Annotated in this window: 9 protein-coding genes; 4 read left to right on the top strand and 5 right to left on the bottom strand. The window is 51.8% G+C overall.

The features are described 5' to 3' along the window. Positions 1–13: 13 nt before the first annotated feature. Complete coding sequence (locus AAY72_RS07555) at positions 14–1,852, bottom strand: carbamoyltransferase (protein ID WP_057786496.1); 1,839 nt, start codon at positions 1,850–1,852, stop codon at positions 14–16. Positions 1,853–1,991: 139 nt separating this feature from the next. On the opposite strand from AAY72_RS07555, the gene AAY72_RS07550 reads away from it, so the two are divergent. Both AAY72_RS07550 and AAY72_RS07545 read left to right on the top strand, forming a co-directional pair. Then, positions 1,992–3,797, top strand: coding sequence for a hypothetical protein (locus AAY72_RS07550; protein WP_231728922.1), 1,806 nt, complete (start codon positions 1,992–1,994; stop codon positions 3,795–3,797). A 1-nt stretch (position 3,798) separates the two neighbouring features. Next, positions 3,799–5,496: a GDSL-type esterase/lipase family protein gene (locus tag AAY72_RS07545; protein ID WP_057786492.1), complete on the top strand. Its 1,698-nt coding sequence runs from the start codon at positions 3,799–3,801 to the stop codon at positions 5,494–5,496. A 243-nt stretch (positions 5,497–5,739) separates the two neighbouring features. Here AAY72_RS07545 and pulA read toward each other — a convergent pair whose 3' ends face one another. Both pulA and AAY72_RS07535 read right to left on the bottom strand, forming a co-directional pair. Beyond that, positions 5,740–9,729 carry a pullulanase-type alpha-1,6-glucosidase gene (pulA, locus tag AAY72_RS07540; protein ID WP_057786490.1) on the bottom strand — a complete coding sequence of 1,330 codons (3,990 nt, stop codon included), beginning with the start codon at positions 9,727–9,729 and terminating at the stop codon, positions 5,740–5,742. Between the two features lie 54 nt (positions 9,730–9,783). Then, entirely contained in the window at positions 9,784–12,636 is a 2,853-nt protein-coding gene (locus AAY72_RS07535; protein ID WP_057786488.1) for a TonB-dependent receptor, read from the bottom strand. Between the two features lie 267 nt (positions 12,637–12,903). Between AAY72_RS07535 and AAY72_RS07530 the strand changes: the two genes are divergently transcribed. After that, entirely contained in the window at positions 12,904–14,319 is a 1,416-nt protein-coding gene (locus tag AAY72_RS07530; protein WP_057786486.1) for a hypothetical protein, read from the top strand. A gap of 43 nt (positions 14,320–14,362) precedes the next feature. On the opposite strand, the gene AAY72_RS07525 is transcribed toward AAY72_RS07530, so the two are convergent. Both AAY72_RS07525 and AAY72_RS07520 read right to left on the bottom strand, forming a co-directional pair. After that, positions 14,363–15,862, bottom strand: a complete 1,500-nt coding sequence (locus tag AAY72_RS07525) for a tryptophan halogenase family protein (protein ID WP_082628962.1) — start codon at positions 15,860–15,862, stop codon at positions 14,363–14,365. A 70-nt stretch (positions 15,863–15,932) separates the two neighbouring features. After that, positions 15,933–18,638 carry a TonB-dependent receptor gene (locus AAY72_RS07520; protein ID WP_057786481.1) on the bottom strand — a complete coding sequence of 902 codons (2,706 nt, stop codon included), beginning with the start codon at positions 18,636–18,638 and terminating at the stop codon, positions 15,933–15,935. A 372-nt stretch (positions 18,639–19,010) separates the two neighbouring features. Here AAY72_RS07520 and malQ point away from each other — a divergent pair, with 372 nt between their 5' ends. Beyond that, positions 19,011–21,149 carry a 4-alpha-glucanotransferase gene (gene malQ / locus AAY72_RS07515; RefSeq protein ID WP_057786479.1) on the top strand — a complete coding sequence of 713 codons (2,139 nt, stop codon included), beginning with the start codon at positions 19,011–19,013 and terminating at the stop codon, positions 21,147–21,149. Positions 21,150–21,156: the final 7 nt, after the last annotated feature.

The following is a 21,156-nucleotide window of genomic DNA, read 5'->3' as shown; positions in this document are numbered from 1 at the left end:
CTGCTCCCCGGCACTAATCTGCGGCAAAGACGCGCTGGCGCGCCGCCTGTAGTTTCACAGCAGGCTGGTCAGCTTTATGTAGCAGGCAGTTGCCCAGCACCAGTACATCCATATCGGTCGCATAGAAGCCCTGCAAGGCATCAGCCGGGCTGCAAACCGGTGGCTCGCCCCGGACATTAAACGAAGTATTAATCAGCACTGAGGTGCCGGTCTGAGCTTTAAAGTGCTGCAACAGCTGATAAAAACGTGGGTTAGTATCGGCACTGACCGTCTGCACTCTGGCACTGTAATCAATGTGCGTAATGGCCGGCAGACTGGAGCGCTGTTGCGCCAGCCGGGCTAAACCGCTTAACCCCGGCGCCACCTCAAGTTGTAATTCTGCGGCCAACTTGGCTACTAACAACATATAGGGGCTGGGGTGGTTAAGTTGAAAATACTGCTGCAAATCCTCGACTAGCACCGCCGGTGCAAAAGGGCGAAAAGATTCGCGCTGTTTAATTTTCAGGTTCAGGATACTTTGCATCACCGGGCTGCGCGCATCACCAAGAATGGAGCGATTCCCGAGTGCCCGCGGTCCAAATTCCATCCGCCCTTGAAACCACCCGACCACCTTACCCGCCGCTAGTAACCGTGCCACTTCCGGATACAGCTGCGGCTCGCTCAAGTACTGATAGGGTGCCTGCTCTGCCTGTAACAGCGCCTGGATTTCGCTGTCGCTATAGGCTGGCCCCAGATAGCTCCCCTGCATCTGGTCCTGCTGCTCATCGCTGTGCCGTGGCTGCTGAAAATACTGATACCAGGCTAGTAAGGCCGCGCCCAGAGCACCACCGGCATCGCCGGCAGCCGGTTGGATCCAAAGCTCCTGAAAAGGCCCCTCGCGCAATAAGCGACCATTGGCGACACAATTTAAGGCGACACCACCCGCCAGACAAAGCTTGCTGGCGCCGGTCAGTTGTTGGGCATGACGGGCAATTTTCAGTACGATCTCTTCGGTCACTTGCTGAATGGAAGCGGCTAAGTCGAGATAGAGTTGACCGGGTTCGGCGTCTGCTGTTAACGGTGGTGCGCCAAACAAAGCGGCAAAACGCTGATTAATCATGCGTGAGCCAACCGGGTAAGCAAAATAGCGCATATTCAGTGCAAAGCTGCCATCCTCGCGCACGCTAATTAATTCGCGATAAATCAGCTCAACATACTTAGGCTCACCATAAGGCGCCAGCCCCATTAACTTGTATTCGCCGGAATTCACCTTAAAGCCGCAGTAATAGGTAAAGGCCGAATACAGTAAACCTAATGAATGCGGAAAATGCAGTTCCGCTAAAGGCCTTAGCTGATTACCCTGGCCATGCCAGATAGTGGATGTCGCCCACTCGCCAACCCCATCCAGACAGATCACCGCCGCCTCCTGATAGGGGCTTGCATAAAACGCCGAGGCAGCATGCGCCTGATGGTGCTGGCTAAACAACAATTTGGGTAGTGGCGTTTTGCGATCCAGCCCGGCTAACGCCCGAAGCTCACGCCTTAATACGGTTTTTAAATACAGTTTTTCTTTTAGCCAAACCGGCATCGCCATTAAAAACGAGCGAAAACCGCGCGGCGCATGTGCCAGATAGGTTTCCAGCAAACGTTCAAATTTCAGTAACGGCTTATCGTAAAACACTACGGCACTTAGCTCACTGAGATCTATCCCTGCTTCGCGCAAACAATAGCGAATGGCGTCGGCGGGGAAGCCAGCGTCATGTTTCAGGCGGCTAAAACGCTCCTGCTGCGCTGCCGCGACTATCACCCCATCGCGCAGCACACAGGCGGCACTATCATGGTAATAGCAGGAAATACCGAGGATATAACGCATAAATCCATTAACTGAAAACTTATTGCCTTAACTTAACCTGATTTTTAAAAAGCCGATAGAGCTGGTATCAGAAAACTTGCTGCTAACAAGGGCTTAAGGTAACGTAATCTGATGCTTTTTGAATCAGGTTGCAGCAAAGTTGGCAACACCACAGCCCCCACGCAAAGTCTTTTATTTGATCGCGCTGCTACTACCGGTATTACTGTTACTGGTACTGGAAATGCTGTTGCGTGTCAGCCCCTGGTATCAGCGCTATCCGCTGTTTATCGCCTCTGAATCCTTACCGGGCTATCTGCAAACCAATCCGGATTTAATAAAACGTTATTTTGCCAATCCCAAGCAGGCGCCGGATCTGGCCATTGATACCCAGTATTTTCCGGCAGTGAAACCAGCCGGCCAGTTTCGCATCGTGCTGCAAGGTGGCTCCAGTGCTGCCGGTTTCCCTTATGGCCGTTTTGGCTCGCCGGCGGCAATGTTACAGCAACGGTTAAAGCGGCTGTATCCGCAGCGGGATATTCTGGTGCTCAACACCGCACTGTCAGCGGTAAATTCCTATACGTTGCGGGATCTTAGTGCCGAAATTCTGGCGATTGAGCCGGATCTGATCCTGATTTATGCCGGCCATAATGAATATCTGGGCCTGATGGGTGTCGGCTCAGCGCTTCTTGGAGACGGCAACCACCTGAGTAAGCTGCTGTATTTACAATTACGGCAACTGGCCTTATTCCAGGCCGGACAACGCTTATATAGTGCGCTTAGAACAACACCAGCGCCAGCGTTGGCGGAGCGCACCATGATGGCGCAGATTGCCGCCGAACAGCAGATCCCGCTAAATAGCTCACTGTACCAGGCCGGATTACAGCAATTTCAGGCTAATCTCAAGGCGCTGCTACACCGCTACCAGCAAGCCGGGGTACCGGTGGTACTAAGCAGTATCGCCAGTAATGAACGCCAACCCCCCTTTAGCTCCAGCCAGCCGGCATTAACCCTGGCGCCGGAGCCGCAGCAAGCACGCCAGCAATTACAACAAGCGTTACAACAGAACCCCGATGTTGCCAGCTGGCATTTTCAGCTGGCCGAGCTGCTGCTCGACGCCGGTGAGCAGCGCGTAGCGCTGCAACATTTTCAACTGGCGCGGGAGCATGATCTATTGCGTTTTCGGGCACCGCTGGCGATCAATCAGCAGCTGCAACAGCTGGCCTCTGACTTTAGGCTGCCCCTGGCAGATGCTGAAGCGCAGCTACGCCAGGCCAGCAACAATGGCATTATCGATTATCAGCTGATGCTGGAGCATCTGCATCCGAATGCCCGTGGTTATTTTCTGATTGCCGAAACCTGGTTACCACTATTGGAGCGCTATTTGGGGCCGCCGGCTGTCGCGGTTAGCCTGGCCCAGGCCTGGGCGGATATGCCACTGACTGCCGTGGATTTGCAACTGGCCGATTACAAGATCCGCCAGCTGACTGCCGATTACCCCTTTACTACCGAGCCACAGCAGATCAGTTTTGGCCCACGACAAAACCCGGAGCAGCAGCTTGCCTGGCAAAGGGCACAGGGACTCAGCTGGCTACAAAGCAACCAGCAGCTGTTGGATTACTACCAACAACAGCAACAACCCGCGAAAGCGGCGAAGGTGGCCGCCTTATTATTTGACGCCTTGCCTAACCAGCATCAGGCAGCCTATGTCGCTGGTCAGTTGTATTTTGATAGTCAGGATCTGGTACTCGCGATGTATTATCAGCAGCGCGCCGTCAATCTGGCGCCAGAAAATATATCCTATCGCCTAATGCTGGCGCGTAGTTACTATTATGCTGGTGAGCTAACCGCCGCGCTGCAGCAGGTAGAACACATTCTGACCCTCGACCCGACTCATGCGCTGGCGTTGCGCCAACAAGCCCAATTGCGGCAGCAGTTAGCGCCAACTCAAGCCCCCGGACGCCCTTAACATGCAACGTACCCTGTTCTGGCTTATTGCCCTCAGCTTACCGCTACTGCTGTTTCTGTTGCTGGAAGGCGCGGTACGGCTGTTGTTTCCGGCCCAGCCTTTACCCTTGTTTAAACCCTACCCGGCAAACCCGGCCTATCTGGTAACCGAAACCCAGATCGTCAAACGCTACTTTCCAGCTGGCGCTGCTGTACCAAGGGTTGAGCTGGAACCCAGCTTTGTGTTGGCACAAAAGCCAGCTAATGGACTCCGCTTAGTGGTACAGGGTGGCTCGACCGCAGCGGGTTATCCTTATGGTATGGGCGCGGCCCTGGCCGGTATGCTGGAACAACGTTTAAGGCGCACCTTTCCGGAGCGGCCGGTAGAGGTAGTCAATACCGCCTTATCGGCGGTAAACAGCTACACCCTACTGGATTTTGCCGACGAAATTATTGCGCTTAAGCCCGATGCGGTGCTGATTTACGCCGGTCATAACGAGTACCTGGGCTTGTTAGGTGTCGGCTCTAATTATCTGGCGGCACGCTCGCCGCGACTCAGCCGCTGGCTACTCAGCTTACGGCAACTGCGCAGCTTTCAATTGCTGGAACAGGGCTATCTGCAGCTGCGACCGCCAGCACAACTAAGCGGCAACAGCCGTACTTTTATGGCGCAGGTCGCGCGCGACAAAGCCATCGCTCTGGATTCGCCGACTTACCAAGCCGGGCTAACGCAATTTCAGGCCAATATGAGCCGCTTACTGGCGCGCTATCGTGCGGCGGGGATCCCGGTTTATCTCAGTACCCTAGCCAGCAATCTGGCAGATCAGCCACCTTTTCAAAGCGAGCCTTTAACTGCACAACAACAGCAACAGTTACTGCAACTTAGCCAACTGCGCGAGCCTGCGGCACAACAGGCGCTGGCAGCAGAGCTGCAGCAAACGGCAGCCACAACCGGCCATGCCCTGCTGCACTATCAACTTGGGCAATGGTACCGGCAGCAACAGCAATTTGCCGAGGCTAAAGTACAGTTTATTCAGGCGCGCGAGCACGATTTGCTGCGTTTTCGGGCGCCGCTGGCCATCAATGAACAGATTAAAGCATTGGCTCAGGACTATGGTGCGGTGTTAGTGGATACCGAGGCCGCCTTTGTTGCCAACTCGCCGGGTGGCTTAATAGGTAGCAACCTGATGCTGGAGCATCTGCATCCGAATGTGCAGGGCTATTTTTTATTGGCTGACAGCTTTTACCGCGCACTCTATCAGCGCAGTGCTTTTGGCGTATGGCCAGGGCCGGTACCGGCAGAGCTCGCCTGGCAAGAGCGCCCGCTCACCCCGGCCGAAGAATATGCTGGTTACTTACGTATTCTGCAATTAACGTCCGACTATCCGTTTAAAGCCACTGCCACAGCGGTGACTTTCCCAACACCCAATGATCTTAGTCAGCAGCTGGCGCTGTTACATGTGCAGGGTAAGCTGGATTGGTTAAGTATGCAAAACCGCCTGGCCGAACATTATCATCAGCAACGTAACGGCGATATGCTGTTAAAAACTTTACTGATTATTGCCGATGCCCTGCCGCATGATGGCAAGGCCAACCTGCAGGCGGCACAAATTCTGCTGCAGGCGGGGCGAAAAGCAGCAGCGAAACATTATCTGCAGCGGGCACTGCTTACCGACCCGATACCGGAGTTAGCACAAAAGCTGATGCAGCAGCTAAATTGAACCGATTAACCTTTACCCGTGACATAGTCTGGTTGAGCCTGGAGTATGTCGCTAGCTGCAGGCCACAACAACGGGCATCGTTTGCCGGACTTATTTGACATGATGCCTCTTATTCGTTGGCAGCTATTAGCAATAAAAAAGCTGCAGACCAGCTGCAGCTTTTAGATGTTATCTCATTCGGGCGCTCATTCCCGACGGTCAAGGTACCGTATCAGAGCCGCAGGCTCTGATACTTGGTATTGTTTATTCCTTCTTCGTCACCGTTAGCTCCGGCTCTGCAGTAAAGGTCGCATCCAACAGGAAGTTATAGGTCGCGGTTTCTGCAAAGTCCATCCGCAGGTTATCGTTACTGGTCTCGATAATCTTCGGTGTTCCCAACGTCAAGGTATTACCCGCTGCTCCGGCCCCCATGTTCACTGTAGCCCAGTCACTGGAAGCCACTTTAAACTCGTAGTTACCGGCGGTGATATTAATATCCACACTGTACTTATTGGCACCAATATAGCTGAACGCATCTGCCTCACCCCAACCGTTCATGCCACCACGCAGGAAGATGGTGGTTGGGCCATAAGGCACATATTCGGTCACAGTCAGCGTAGGCGCTGCAGCATCGTTGGCGTTTAACGTAAAGACATAGGTTGAGCTCTTAGCGATATCAATCCGTAAGTTGTCGTTACTGGTTTGGATCACCAGCGGCGTGCCAACTACAACCTGATTACCGGCGGCGCCTGCACCCAGATTTACAGTCGACCAATCACTTGAGGCGACTTTAAACTCGTAGCTACCCTGGTCAATATTGATACTGGCAGTATAGATACCGGCACCGTCATAGCTAAAGGCATCGGCTTCACCCCAACCATTAAAACCACCACGCACAAAGACATCGGTTGCGGCATAAGGTGGAATATCCGGTGCTCCCAGGGTAGCGTCAGCGGCTAAACCCGGACCTTGGGCACCCATTTGAGGCTTAACAAAGACGGCGATAGTATTTGCCGGTACGGTAAAGGTACCGGCATCGGCTTGTTGAGTGAAACTGGCACTATGTACCCGCTGATCCACTGATGCCTGCTGGGTTGGATGTAACTCAAAACCGGCAGCTGTGGGTACAGTGTGGGATAATTCACCCGAAGTACCGTTAATGACGACCACCATCGCATCGTACATCGGGTCCAGATCCGGTACACCAAGTCCATCATCCAGACTCATCACGATCAGACCTTGCTGCTGGTTACGGCCAATATTGTGGAAGCCTAAACGAGCGGTAATGTCGTCCGCAGTGCGCAAGCGGAATAACGGACTACCACTACGGATACTCAGGAATTCGGCAAACACGGCTGTAGCAAACTGAATATCTTCGCTTTCTGCTTTGGTTTCACGATTCAGGAATAAGCGGGCAATATTTTCCCAGCTCGCTTCGTTTTTCTCTGCCAGCGGTAAACCTACAGCCCAGTTGTTAGTCTGATAGGTGAAGTCGACAAAGTTAAACCAGTCGCCGGAATCATAGCTGTCGCGGTCCATGGATTTGGAGCGCAGGAAATCACCGCCCAGTTGCAGGAACGGAATACCCTGACTCATTAACGGGATGGCAATTGCCACATTCTGCGCCCGCACCCGTTCGGTCAGTGCCATCGACTCCGGTAACTTAGCCTGCAGATTATCCCACAAGGTTTCGTTATCGTGTTTCGATACATAGTTGATAATATCAGCCGGGCTATCCGCATAACCTGCCGCCTGACCATTCCAATTGGCACTGCTGGCCGGGCCGGTGATATCGCGGTAGTTTTTAAACACGAAGTCTTTTAAGGTACCGGCTAAGCTAATGCGCACAAAATCCTGTTGTGCCAGGTTACCATCGTTATTTACTCCGCTAAACAAGGCAGCACTGCGCACGGCTTCGCGGATCCGGTCGTTAAAGGTGCCTACTTCAGTACCCGCCATATCCTGCTGCTTGGCTTGGGTAAATAAGCGGTTATTGGCAACCTCACCAAAGTTCCAGCCTTCACCGTAGAAGTAAACATCCGGGTCAATGGCACGTACCGCTTCGCGAGCCGCCAAAATACCTTCTTTTGGATGGTGGCCCATAATATCGAAGCGGAAATCGTTAAAACCAAAGTCGCGCGATAAGATCACCAGCGAGTCTTTGACAAACTTATCGAACATCTTGTGTTCAGTGGCGGTATTTTCGCAGCAGGTCGAACGCTCGATATTACCGGTGGTCTCGTTGTAGCGGTGATAGTAGCCAGGGACAATTTTATCAAACACTGAATTATCAAACAGGCCTGAGCTACTGGTATGGTTATATACCACATCCAGCGCCACCCGCAGCCCTAAGTCGTTCAGTGCCTTGTTCATCGCCCGCACTTCTTTAATCCGCGCGATGCCTTCCGGGTTAGAGGCGTAGCTGCCTTCGACGGCGATAAAATGATGCGGATCATAACCCCAGTTAAAGCCGTCAATGGCGCGCATTGACTGCACTAACTCCTGGGCTTTCGATTCGTATGGCAAATAGCTTTGCAACACAGACTCAATAGTGGAATTGGCATTTTCTACCCCGCACACCGGCGCCTGTGCGTTTAACTGGCATAACCGACCGATGGTATCGGTCAGATTGATCCGGCGATTGGCATCTTCATTAATATTCGCCTGATCATTCAGCGGCAGCACGTGGAAATGGGTTAAGCCATTTTCTGCCAGCTTACGCAGATGACGTACCGGCGCAGAATCGGCCTCGGCAAAGGCCAGATATTTACCGCGGTGTGCTGCCGGCGTGCTCTGATCACGAATACTGAAATCACGCACATGGCCTTCATAGATCACGATATCGGTCGGGTTGGCTACTACCGGTACTTCACGGCTATCCCAGCCCTCTGGCTTAGTCTCGGCATCATTTAAGTCAACAAACTGACTGTAACGGCCATTGGTTGAGACGTTAACAGAGTAGGGGTCGGTCGCTTCAATCATTTCGACTTTGCGGGTTAACGGATGATACACCTCAACTTCAAAGCGATAGAACTGGCGATCCAGGGCACTACGACTGCCGTTGTAACGCCAAACACCGGTCGTGGCATCCGCCGTCATATTATGCGTTGCAGTTGCGGCTTTACTGGCATTATAAAGTTTTAACTTCACGCTACGGGCAGTAGGTGCCCAGACTGCGACGCTAACATCATTGCCGTTGTACCGCACGCCCAGTTGCGCATCCAGGGCACTGTTGTCACCAGAGGCATAGAGGTCATCCAGCACTTTGGCAACCTGCACATAGCTGGCGCTAATCAGCTCGTTATCGCTATTGTAAGCCGCCAGTGCCAGCTGATTCTTGGCCATGGCTTTTGCCTGTTCTGCGGTAAAGTTTGCACTAAATACCGCTGCATTGGCCAGGTGTGGCACTAACTGAGTCAGGCTGTCATCAGCCGCCACCGGCGTCAGTTCAATACTGCTGCCACCTTCGATTTCATCGCTATTATTCACGGTTAAACTGGCATCGGTAGAGTAGAACAACTTCACCACTGGCGCGGTATCGGCTACCGGCGTATTCCAGACAAAGGTATTGGCTGTTAACCAATGGGCAGCAGCGCCCTGGATACTGACACCCAGTGAAACAATCGGAAACTCATAAACGTTGGCATTACCTGAAAATACCCAGTTCATGCGGGCAAAATCCGGATCATCCTGTGACAGTGGCATCTGCATATCCGGACCGGGGTCTTTACCCGCATCGTCGGTACCGATATGGATAATAAAGTTACCGCAAGCCCCTTCGGTACCAGCATAGCCTGGCTTTAGATTTACGATCCAGTAGGCACCATAGTTCGGATCGATACCGTTATACTGCAAGCCATTATCCCAGGACGGGGCAACGGAAGAGGGCTGGTAAGCGTCACAGGTCTCGTTATTCCAGGTATGTAAACGGTAACCGTCATAAGCGCCATCTTGTGGCCGTTTGTAGAACAACACCGCCTGATCCGGTCCGGCTGTTACTACCGGGGCTGGTGCGTTAGGATCTTTACCGACCCGGCAACCATCATTGGTCTCGTTCGGGAACTGACCTTTTGGACAGGAGAACGGCGGTGGATCAATACAGGCAGTATTGGTTGGGTTTGGGATCTGTGGCAGGGTGCAGGTCAGCAAAGCGCTGCCGGGACTGGTGGAGTCTCCGCCACCACCACAACCGTATAACAGTAAAGCGCACAGCGCAAGACTGCTCAGTTTTAGCATTTTGAACAGATTAAACATGGTTTACTTACTCCAATTCTGTGTTACCAGCAACAGGCACGAATGCCCGCGGCATTAAAATGAGTACACTGCGCCCAGGAAGTACTGACGACCGAAGAATTGCAAGGTACCGGTCATCGCTTGCTGGCCAAAATAGCTCTTGGTTGGCTCATCCGTCAGGTTATTCACCTGGAACAGCATCTTCAGATTGTCGTTAAACTGGTAGCCAAACTGAAAGTCCACCACCATTTCGCTATCAAAGTTGGTGATCTGCTCGTTAATCCCGACTTGTGATGAGACAAAGGGTGAGCGATAACGGGCGTTAATCCGGGTATCGATACCTTCGTATTCCCAAAACAGCGTGGCATTAACGACATTTTTCGACAGCCCCTCAAAGGTCGTTTCAATCGGTTCGCCACCCAGGCTATTGATCAGTGATACTTCACTCTCGGTGTAGGAGTAACTCAGTTGCGCGCCCAGGCCAGATAAGGCGCCTGGCAGGGCTTTAAATACCTGAGTCCACGCAATTTCAGCACCACGGATATAACCGCCATTACTGTTGTTTACTGCGGTAAATAGCGAGCCATTGCGGGTTGCCACCGGTACACCCGATTCCGGATCCGGGATAATAAAATCCGGTACCGGGAAACCGGCCGCTTTAAAATCAAATTCCGGTAATACATCATCCTGAATAAAAGATTGGATATCTTTGTAGAAAAGCGCTGCCGCTAAGGCACCACTGCCAAAATAATATTCCAGTGACAGATCATACTGATTAGCTTCAAACGGCCGCAGGAAAGGACTGTTGGAACTGTTACCGGTAATTTCACCGGTATCACTGATATTAAAGGATGTGACCGACGCCAAACGGTTAATCGGTGGGCGGGAGATCACTTTGGCACTGGCAAAACGTAATTGCCACTCATCGGTCAGCGCCAGATTCAGGTTTAAGCTGGGTAGATGCTTGGTGTACTTGTCACCTACGATACCTGCGGCATAACGGGTATTGATTAACCCGACTTCATCGGCGATATTCTGTGCACCACGCAAAGGGTCGCCACCGACATCTGACAGGTTAGTGGCACTTTGGTCGGTGGTTACCCGCCGTACCCCGATATTACCGGTTAACGGTAAGCCAAATAATTCGGTATCCAGATTCGCCATCAGATAACTGGCGAGCACATCTTCATACACCCGGCCGCTCTCTAATAGCGACCAGGCAGTATTAGCTGTAGCGTTAGGATCGCGGTTAATCACATCTGGGTTACCCGCACCCCAGGTTTGCACCGGCTGCGGAATACCCTGCGGGAACCAGGCCGCCAGGGCTTTATCCAGATCAATAGCCAGATAGCTGGGGTAGCTTGCAAATTTACCTTTAAAATCAACTTGCTTTACCATATCAGCGGTTAGACGTAATGGTGGCTGGCCGGTTAAGAACATACCATCACTACCGTATTCAAATACCGAGCGGTCATTTGAGTAACGACGGGCTGAGTAGCGCACACCAAATTCCACAGAGCGGATAACCGGCAGTTCCAGATCAAAACTCAAATCCAACCGGGCAGCATTAACTTCATCAGTATTTACAAACGGATAAATACCGTACTTACTGACCATCAGACGGTTAATATCACTAAAAGCATCCGCCTGACTCAGGCCGATCGCCGGTAAATTCAGGCCATTGAGTTGATAGTTAATAGAGACATTCGGGTCCAGCACCGGATTGGCCACGGTAGCGTCCTGTGCCACTAACGACCAGAGTAAGCCGTTACGGAAATCGCTGCTGGCTCTGGAGTGCGACAGGTCAAACACCAGATTAACCCGGTCGTTAATATCCCAGTCAGCCTTCATGCCATAGCTATGGACTTCATCAGCGTCGCGGTTGTCATCATTCACCACTTCTACCCGGGTAAAGCCATTGCGGGTACGACTGATATTACCGCCCACCAGCGATGAGCCATTATAAATCGGGTTGCTGATATTAGCTGTCGCGCCTTCAAATTTAACCCGGAAACCACGGGCAAAGGCTTCGCGGTCAAACTGCGAAATAAACACATCGCCGGTCAGACTAAAGGCCTCATTGGGTTGCCACTGTAACGAGCCCAGATAGCCGTTACGGGTTTCCTCACCACCCAGATGCTGGATCTCAAAACCTTCGCTGATATATTCCGGCGTGTCATCCTGATTCAAATCCCGGCTCACGTTGTAAGCTAAGCCAATGAACTGTGTCGCCACGCTGGGTTGATACAAGCGCGCATAGCCCAGTGCCAAGCCCAGGGTATCGTCCAGAAACTTGCCCTGATAGGACAGGCTAAAACGATGACCAAACTCTTCACCATCCGGAACCTCGTTGGCACGGTCATTTTGCATGCCACGCAAGTTGGCAGTAAAAGTATGGGTTTTATCGTTACTCAGTACTCGCGCCGTTTGTAGCTCAACGGTACCAGCAACACCCCCTTCAATCAGTGAAGCTTTCGGCGATTTATACACCGCAGCAGAGGAGATTAATTCAGACGGGTACTGATCAAATTCAATATTACGCTTACCACTGGTAGAGACCTGTTCTCGTCCATTCAGCGTGGAGAACACAAAGCCACCCGACATACCGCGAATGTTGATTTCAGCCGCCTGGCCGCCGGTTCGCACTGCAGAAATACCAGGCAGACGGGTTAAGGCGTCAGCGATCGAGACGTCGGGTAAGGCCCCGAGATCGTCGGCAGAAATGGTTTCAGATACCACATCACCAAAGCGTTTACTGTCGAGCGAACGAAATAAACTTTGTGCAAAACCACGCACCTGTATTACTTCAACCTGTTCTTCTGTTGTCTGCTCCGCTGGTTGCGGCGCTGTTTCCTGCGCCAGCACAAACGAGCTGACACCCGCTGTCATCATCGCTGCTGACAGCAGGCTAAGCCTGTACCTTGCCATACCTTATTTCCCCGTCTTTGTTGTTTTTTATCAGTCAGCCTTAACCGCAAAATGGGCTGATGCTGCTAACTTTTTTCCTGTTTAGTTATTGACCGGTTTAGCGATTTCCGCAAGATGAATACGTATTCATAAAGCGGTTACTAACACAAAAAATTAACTTCACTGATAGCGCAAGCTTTTCAATTCAAAAAAACCTGTAGCAATTCTTTGCTGGCGACTGCAGCAGTGCTATGTTGTGCGCAGTTAAGTGGACTACGGAGCCAAGGATTGAATCTGGCCTTTGTCAAAAAATCGGTATTTGTACGTAATCTGGAGCAATTGCTGGGGCTTTTGTATAGTCCGAATCACGCCTGTTTTTACCGGGAAGCACTAGACTTTTTCCAACAGCGACAGACCCGGCAACAAGAATTACACCTAGCAGAGCAGCGCTGGCAACAGGCGCAGCAAGGTACTAATGCTGACGTACTGAAGCAAACGCGAAAAACCTTTACAGATTTGCAGTTTGTGGATGAAAAGCAACGCATTGCCCGCTGGCAAAGTTTATTGCAGGCGGCAGAAGCGCTGTTACAGTTAAGCGAAGGTAGTCAGGCCAGCGATAGTCAGATGCTTAGCGCCCGGTTGTTAGGCGGGTTATTGATCACCTCTGCCAGCAATAAACGCAAACTCCTACTGCTCGAATATGCTTACAAACCCCTGTACCGGGCGCTTTTAAGTCTACGCTTGCTGGAACACTTGCTGGAACAGCAAATACTGAAAGATCCGCAGTGGCAGGCCTGGTACCTGCATCGTGATATAACGCAACCAGCAGAATGTGAGTATCGGCAAAAATTACAACTGCCCCTGGTAATGGCCACCTTTTTGCAGCATTTTGGACAGCTTGATCCTGATGCTCAGTTCCTGTTAACAGCAGCATCGGACAACGTACCGGAAAAAGCCTTTAGCGCACAGGAGCGCGAACATTTTTTGGCGTTAACGTTACAAGGCAGTTTGCAACTGTTGCAGCAAGGTTTAGGGCAGCTGCCATTTAGCCGCGGCAATAAAGAGCAGCGCGAATACCATGTGCAGCAGCAACAGTTCTTACAGCAGCAATTGCAGCGCTTTATTACCGCCAAAGCAGATACACCGCTGGGTAGTCTGTTTAAAGTCCCGCAGGCATATACGTCAATCGTCTTACCGGGGCGCAGCCGGTATAACTACGACGCCCTACCCAGAGCTGCCCTGCTGATGCGTGAAGCTGCGGCAAGGGGCGACTACAATGGCTTGCTGGTGGATTGCTTATTCCGCATTGTCGGTCTGTTTCCACAGGGCTATGGCATGGTCTTTACCCCGCTGGGCGATGATGGTAAACCGCAATTAAAATATGAATTTGCGATCGTCAATTCTTTGTATCCGGAAAAACCCGAACAACCGCTGTGCCGGGTAGTCAGCCGCAATCAGCAGTATCGAAATACCGGTTATAACATTAGCTTGAGTACCGAACTCAACCTGTATTTTAAACCAGCTCGAGATCGCTTAAAAACGCTGCCAGAGCAACGCTTGAAAGAACTGCTCAATATGTTGTATCAGGATGGCGAAGCGAAATACCTTAGCCGCTTAGTACCTAAATGCTGGCAGCCGGAGAACTTTTTCAGTGTTCCGGAGCATCAAAATCTGTGGCACAGCGCACAGCAGCGGCAGAATTAGCCACTGTTAAACAGCAGGATGACGGACATCGCCCGTCATCCTGTTAACTCTGACTTTGTAAAAAGCTTTGGTGGCTTGGCAAGGCCGTGACCGTTTTGCTAACGACCTGCTTAAGGTCAGCAAAAAAGCCTGTGAGTTGCGCCTTAGTAAGGCTATCCGCCAGCGGATGATAGCTGGCAGGCAACAGATTTTGTCCTAACAGCACCTGTTGCCAGGCCACTTCGGTAAACAGCTCATCCTGTTGCCGGAAGATTTGCGCGCTGTGACGGAATAACTCCAGCCGCTGCGCCAGAGCGTCAGGCAAAGCCATCTCCCGGCAATATTGCCAAAGCGGATGATCAGTACGCTGATTTAAGTGGTAGTGCAAAATAATAAAATCACGGATCGCTTCAAATTCCTGCTGCGACTGACGATTAAATTCGTTGCTGAGCGCTGTCATATCCTGTGTTGCCGGGAAGCATTGCACTAACCGCACCACCGCACTTTGAATCAGATGAATACTGGTTGACTCCAGCGGCTCCAGAAAACCACTGGATAAGCCAATGGCCACACAGTTACGCCGCCATTGCTGCTTGCGCCGCCCGGTAACAAAACTGATTTTGCGCGGCTCGGCCAGCGCAGGGGCATCGAGGTTGCTGAGCAGGGTCTGTTTCGCCTGTTCATCGTCAAGAAAACGGCTGCTATATACCAAGCCATTACCGGTGCGATGTTGCAATGGGATCCGCCATTGCCAGCCACCGCCATGCGCAATAGAGCGGGTGTATGGCACTATCGGATAACGGGCTTCTGAAGGTACCGCCAGCGCACTGTCACAGGGCAGCCAGTGTTGCCAATTGTCATAACCGGCAGCCAGGGTTTGTTCAATCAGCAAAGCCCTTAAGCCGGAACAGTCAATAAAGAGATCAGCGCTCAATACCTGGCCATCGGTCAGTACCACTGTAGCGATGTCACCGGAGGGCTTTTGCTCAACTTTGGCAATTAAGCCTTCAATCCGCTTTACCCGGCGCTGCTCGCTGTAACGACGTAAAAATGCGGCATAGAGCCCGGCGTCAAAATGATAGGCATATTGTAAGCCAGGTAAAGGGGAATTCGGCAGCTGCGACTGCGGGCTGAATTTACCGGCTTTCGCCGCCTGATAGTTCAGGGAATAATCCCAAAAGCTACTGTTATCTCCTTTGGCCTGCGCGGCCAGCCAGAAATGATGAAAGGATGCCATGCCAAGCTGGCGGCCAACCGGACCAAAGGCATGCATATAGCTATCACCCTGCCGGCCCCAGTTTTCAAACTGAATACCCAGCTTAATACTGCCTTTGGTTTCGCGTAAAAACTCGGCCTCGTTAATCCCCAGGGCAGCATTAAAATGCTGAATCGCCGGAATAGTCGCCTCGCCAACACCGACTGTGCCTATCGTATCGGACTCGACTAACTGTAAGTCAATTTGTTCGCCGAGAATGCGCGCCAGCATCGCTGCGGTCATCCAACCAGCAGTACCTCCGCCGACTATCAATACCCGGCGCACCTGATTTAAATCTGTATTCTTCACCTTGCCTCCAACAAAAAGGCCCCTGTCTATGCTCGATAGTAACAGGGGCCTTTACTCACGTCAGGTGTGATTAGAACTTATAGGATAAACCTGCCATATAAGTACGGCCATAGCGCTGATACTCAATCACGCGGCGGCTGTCATCACCTTCAACCCGCACAAAAGGCTCATCCGTTACGTTATTTGCTTGCAGTAACAGGGTTAAGCCTTCATAACGACCCGAGAAGCTGTAGCTGATTTGTGCATCAACAACGGTCTCAGCTTCAATCATCCGCAGGTCACGGCCATTACCAAAGCCTGAAATTTCACCGAGGAAATCAGAACGGTAACGGCTGCTGACCCGGGCAGAGAAACCATCGTTCTCGTAATAGAACGTCAGGTTAGCTACCCGCTCAGATAAACCTGGTAACGGGGTAGAAGGATCGTTCGGGTTAGACTGAATGCTGCTGTCGGTCCAGGAGCCGGTCAGAATGGCGCCGAAGCTTTCCAGTTCAGGCATAATCATCGCGCCACTGGCAGACAGGGTAAATTCCACGCCATTGATGCGGCCACCCTTACCATTTTGTGGTGTGGTTGCGACACCCTGGTTAATCACTGGTACTTCACCACCAGATGGGAAGCCGGTAAAGTCCTGAATCACTTGCTGGTCGTAGATATAGCTTTCCAGGTCTTTATAGAAAGCCGCAATCGCCACATAGCCTTTGCTGTCTTCAAAGTACTGCTCGTAAGAGACATCCAGTGCATTCGCAATCCACGGCCGCAGCGCCGGGTTACCGCCAGACGCGCTCCATGGCGAGTTCTGCTCTGGTGTTGCCTGCGAGTTGTTCAGTGCCGGGTTGAAGCTATAATCCTGACTGGCTCGCAGCTGATCCATCCGGGCACGGGCCATAGTACGGGCTAAACCAACGCGTACGTATTTACCGGTACCGACTTCAAAGTTCAGGTTCAGGCTGGGTAACACTTCCCAGTACTTATCACCACCATCAATCCGGAATGACGACACATTAATACCGGTACCTGAAGCCGCTAACGCATAAGACGACTGGTCAGTATGGACGATCTGCGTACCGATATTACCCGTCACCGGGATTTCACCCACGCGGCTGACAATCCCCAGTTTTACATAAGCCGTTACCACATCTTCAGCCACGTTCCAGTCTTTGATCAGCACGTCAGCATTCGGGTTACGTACCCGTACCAGGGCGCCGGTATCGATTAGCTGACGTGGGTCATAGCTGACCATGCCCGGAATACCAAAAGACGCCAGGCTGGTGGTACCGGCGATATTTGGAATAGGTGCTGACAAGGCACCATTGGGCAGCGCCAGGAAGAATTCATCGGCTTTCTTGTCTTTTTCGCGGTTGCTGTAGTTTAAACCCACTTCCAGTGAATCGAAGTTGTCATTATCCAGCATGGTTTTGGCACTTAAACGTACCTGATTTAAATCGTCGGTAATCGACGGTGAGTTGTAGTAACCCAGCTGACCACCAGGAATAATATCACCACCCCAACCTTGCGGGCTGGTTAGCAGGATTAAGCTAGGATCAGCATAGTTCAGTGTAGAATTGAAAATCGGGCCGCGGTCGCTCATCGCGAACGACAGATTGTCCAGCGCGCCTGAACCAGCTGGGCCGGTACCGGCATCAGATTCCAGAATCAGGTCAGTACGATCCAGCGAAGAGTGGCTCAGATCCAAAGTGGCATCCCAGCTATCTGATAATTTGAATTCGGTTTTCCAACCAACAGAGAACAGATCTGCTTCACGGAAATTACCATGGTTACGGACGATACCTTTAACTCCAGTGTAACCACCAGAGGTCACTAAACCATTTTCTACTGTTGGGTTCACCAGCGGTGCGCCACCCCAGAACAGCGGTAGTTCGATAAAGCTGGTGCGCTGAGTTTCATCAAACTTAGAGTAATAGAAATCTACCGCGCTGCTAAAGCTATCAGTTGGTTTGTATTCAAATACACCAATAAAGCCATCGCGCTCCAGCAAGTTGGAGTTCGCAAAGACTTTAGCACCGCCAATCACTTTATCGCCATCAGCTGTGTCGGCATAACCCCAGGCTTCAAGACGTTCAATTTGCATTGGGTTAGACATAGTGGCGTAACCTAAAGCTACACCAATGGTGTTGTCGGCGAATTGGTCAATGTACGAAATGCTAAAACGATTGCCCTTATCATCTGCACCAGCATTTAACGCACTAATTTGGCTCCACTCGTAACGGGCATTCACCGCTACAGTGCGTTCACCGTGTGCCAGCGGGCTAACCAAACGCATATCGGCAGTACCGGCCAGGCCCTGGCCAATTAAACCAGCGTCCGGCGTTTTATAAACAACCACACCACTCAGTAGTTCAGACGGATATTGGTCAAACTCTACGCCACGGTTATCACCGGAGCTAACCTGCTCGCGACCATTTAACAGTGCAGTTGAGAAATCCGGCGCCAGACCGCGGATACTGATGACCTGACTACGGCCATTTAAGCGCTGTGCGGTTAAACCTGGTAAGCGGGCTAATGATTCAGCAATACTGACGTCAGGCAGTTTACCAATATCTTCTGCCGAAACCGCCTCGACAATCGAACTGTTGAACATTTTAATGTTCTGTGATTCCTGCAGACTGCGACGGAAACCGCGCACGGCGATCACTTCAACCGCTTCTTCCTGTGCCTGCGGCGTTTGGGTGTCCGCTTCCTGAGCAAACACCACTGCGCTACTACCAGCTGCTGCCAGCGCCAGTGTCAGCATACTGAGTTTAAATTTATTCATATTCCTACCTACCCCGGTGCGTTGTTATTTTATCGCTGCGAAACTGAAAGTCCTGCTGAAATCCGTCAGCAGCAGTTTTGCCATGGTCATTTATTAAACTTATTCGGGCGGTAGCTCAATATGAATACGTATTCATAGTGCAAAAGACGCACTGCCAGGGTGCAACTGGCCACAAGCTGCACTATTGTTGTGCACCATACGGATTGCCAAACCGCTGATTTATTATGGTTAAGCAAGGCAGAGCGGTGGAATAATGTCCGGGGACAATAAGTGTGGCTTAATAAGTAACTGCATACGTATGCAGCATATTTCTTATTCAGGCCACGCTGTTTATGCTTGTCGTAAATACCACACCCTTATAACAGGTGGTCTATGGAACAACTTAAACAGCTTGCCAGCCTCGCCGGCTTGCAAGACAGCTATGTGCATGCCAATGGGCATCTGGAGCATATCGCCCCTGCAGTGCAGGCTGCGATTTTAACCGCGATGGGCTTCGCGCTATCGGATGAGCAGCAGATTGCCGCACAAAGCCAGCAACTACGCAATGCCCCTTGGTTTGAAACTCTGGCACCTGTCACGGTTGCGGAGCAACAACAACCTTTTCAGGTAAGGCTGCAACTCGCCGCGGATACGGCTAACAGTCATTGGCAATGGCAGCTACAGCTTGAAGATGGCCAACAACTGAACGGTAACTTGCTGCTGCAGGCGAAAGACATTGTCGAACAAAATGAGCTGGATGGCCGATTAATATTGGCCTTTAACCTACCATTCCAGCTGGATTTGCCGCTGGGTTACCACCAGCTAACGCTAAGCGATGGTCAGCAAAGTCTTAGTCAGCAACTGATTGTTACACCGGCACGCTGTTTTCAGCTGCACGACAGCGCCATTTTGCATAAAACCATGGGCCCAGCCGTACAGCTATACGCGGTGCGCTCTGCCCGCAACTGGGGTATGGGTGACTTTGCTGACTTAAAAGCTATGGTTGCCCCATTAGCAGCGGCAGGTAACGATTTTATCGGTTTAAACCCCTTGCATGCGCTCTATCCGATGCTGCCACAGGATTGCAGCCCATACAGCCCCAGCAGCCGCTTATGGTTAAACACGCTTTATGTCGCGCTGGATGAAACGCCGGATTATCAAGCCTGCACCGCAGCACAACAGCTAGTCGCCAGTGCCGATTTTCAGCAGCAGCTCGCCGCCTGTCGCGCCACGGCGAATGTTGATTATCCGGCTGTTGCCGCCTTAAAACAGCAGGTCGCGACCTTACTGTTTCAACATTTTCAGCAACATGAACTGGCGCTGCAAAGTGAAAGGGCCAAAGCGTTTCAGGTTTTCGTAGCAGAGGCCGGTGTGAGTCTGTATCAGTGGGCTGTATTCTCGGTACTACAGGGCCAATTGTTCTGGCAAGATCTGCAAACCGCCGCCTGGCAGCAGTTTCCGTCGGAACTACAAGACCCACACAGCGCAGCAGTGGCGGCTTTTGCCGAGCAGCATGCCAGCGCTATCGAACAGCAGCTGTATTTGCAGTGGTTAGCACAGCTGCAGCTGGCAGAGGTGAAAGCCGAGTGCCGCAAACAAGGTATGGCTATTGGTTTGTATTGCGATGCCGCCGTCGGTACCAGCCGCAGCAGTGCCGAGAGCTGGGGCGCGCCAGATGATTTTTTATTAGATTTAAGTGTCGGTGCACCGCCGGATATTATGGCACCAAAAGGCCAGAATTGGGGCTTGCTGGCGTACAACCCGGTGACACTGCGGCAAAAAGCCTATCAACCCTTTATTGAACTGATCCGCGCTAATATGCGCTATGCCGGCGCCTTACGGCTGGACCATGTGATGGCATTACTGCGGCTTTGGTGTTGCCCGCTCGGCGCCGATGCCACTGCCGGCTGTTATTTGCGGATGCCGGCGCAAGAGCTGTTTGCCATTTTAGCACTGGAAAGCCAGCGTAATCATTGCGTGGTGATTGGGGAAGATCTGGGCACGGTACCGGCGGAAATCAGTGAGTTGATGCAGCATTATCAGGTGCTGTCTTACCGGGTATTTATGCTGGAGCAAAAGGCTGGCAGTTATCAACACCGGGATCTCACCTATCCACCGCAGGCACTGGCAACAGTTACCACCCACGATATGCCTACGCTGGTCGGCTTCTGGCAGGAACTGGACTTAGCGCTACGTCATCAATTGGATTTATTCCCCAGTCCAGCCGTGGCCGACAGCCTGCACCAGCTGCGAGAGAGCGAAAAGCAGATTCTGCAACAGCAGCTTGGCATTGCGCAGCCGGATGCAGCAACGCTGGTTCGCGCCTGTCATCTGTATACCGCAGCGACGCCGGCGCGTTTATTCGCCTATCAATTGGAAGATCTAGTACTGCTGGAAACTCCAGTCAATATACCGGGTACCAGTACTGAATATGCGAACTGGCAACGCAAATTGCCGCACAATATTGAGACGATTCTAAGCGATGACAAGGTGCTGCAGCTGATGCAAGAAATTAAGCAGGCGCGCAGTTAAGCGCTGA

It is taken from the genome of Alishewanella sp. WH16-1, from assembly GCF_001441695.1.
GTDB classification, from domain to species: Bacteria; Pseudomonadota; Gammaproteobacteria; order Enterobacterales; family Alteromonadaceae; genus Alishewanella; species Alishewanella agri.
Note: the sequence above shows the minus strand (reverse complement) of the source record. Positions and strands in the feature narration are given on the sequence as shown.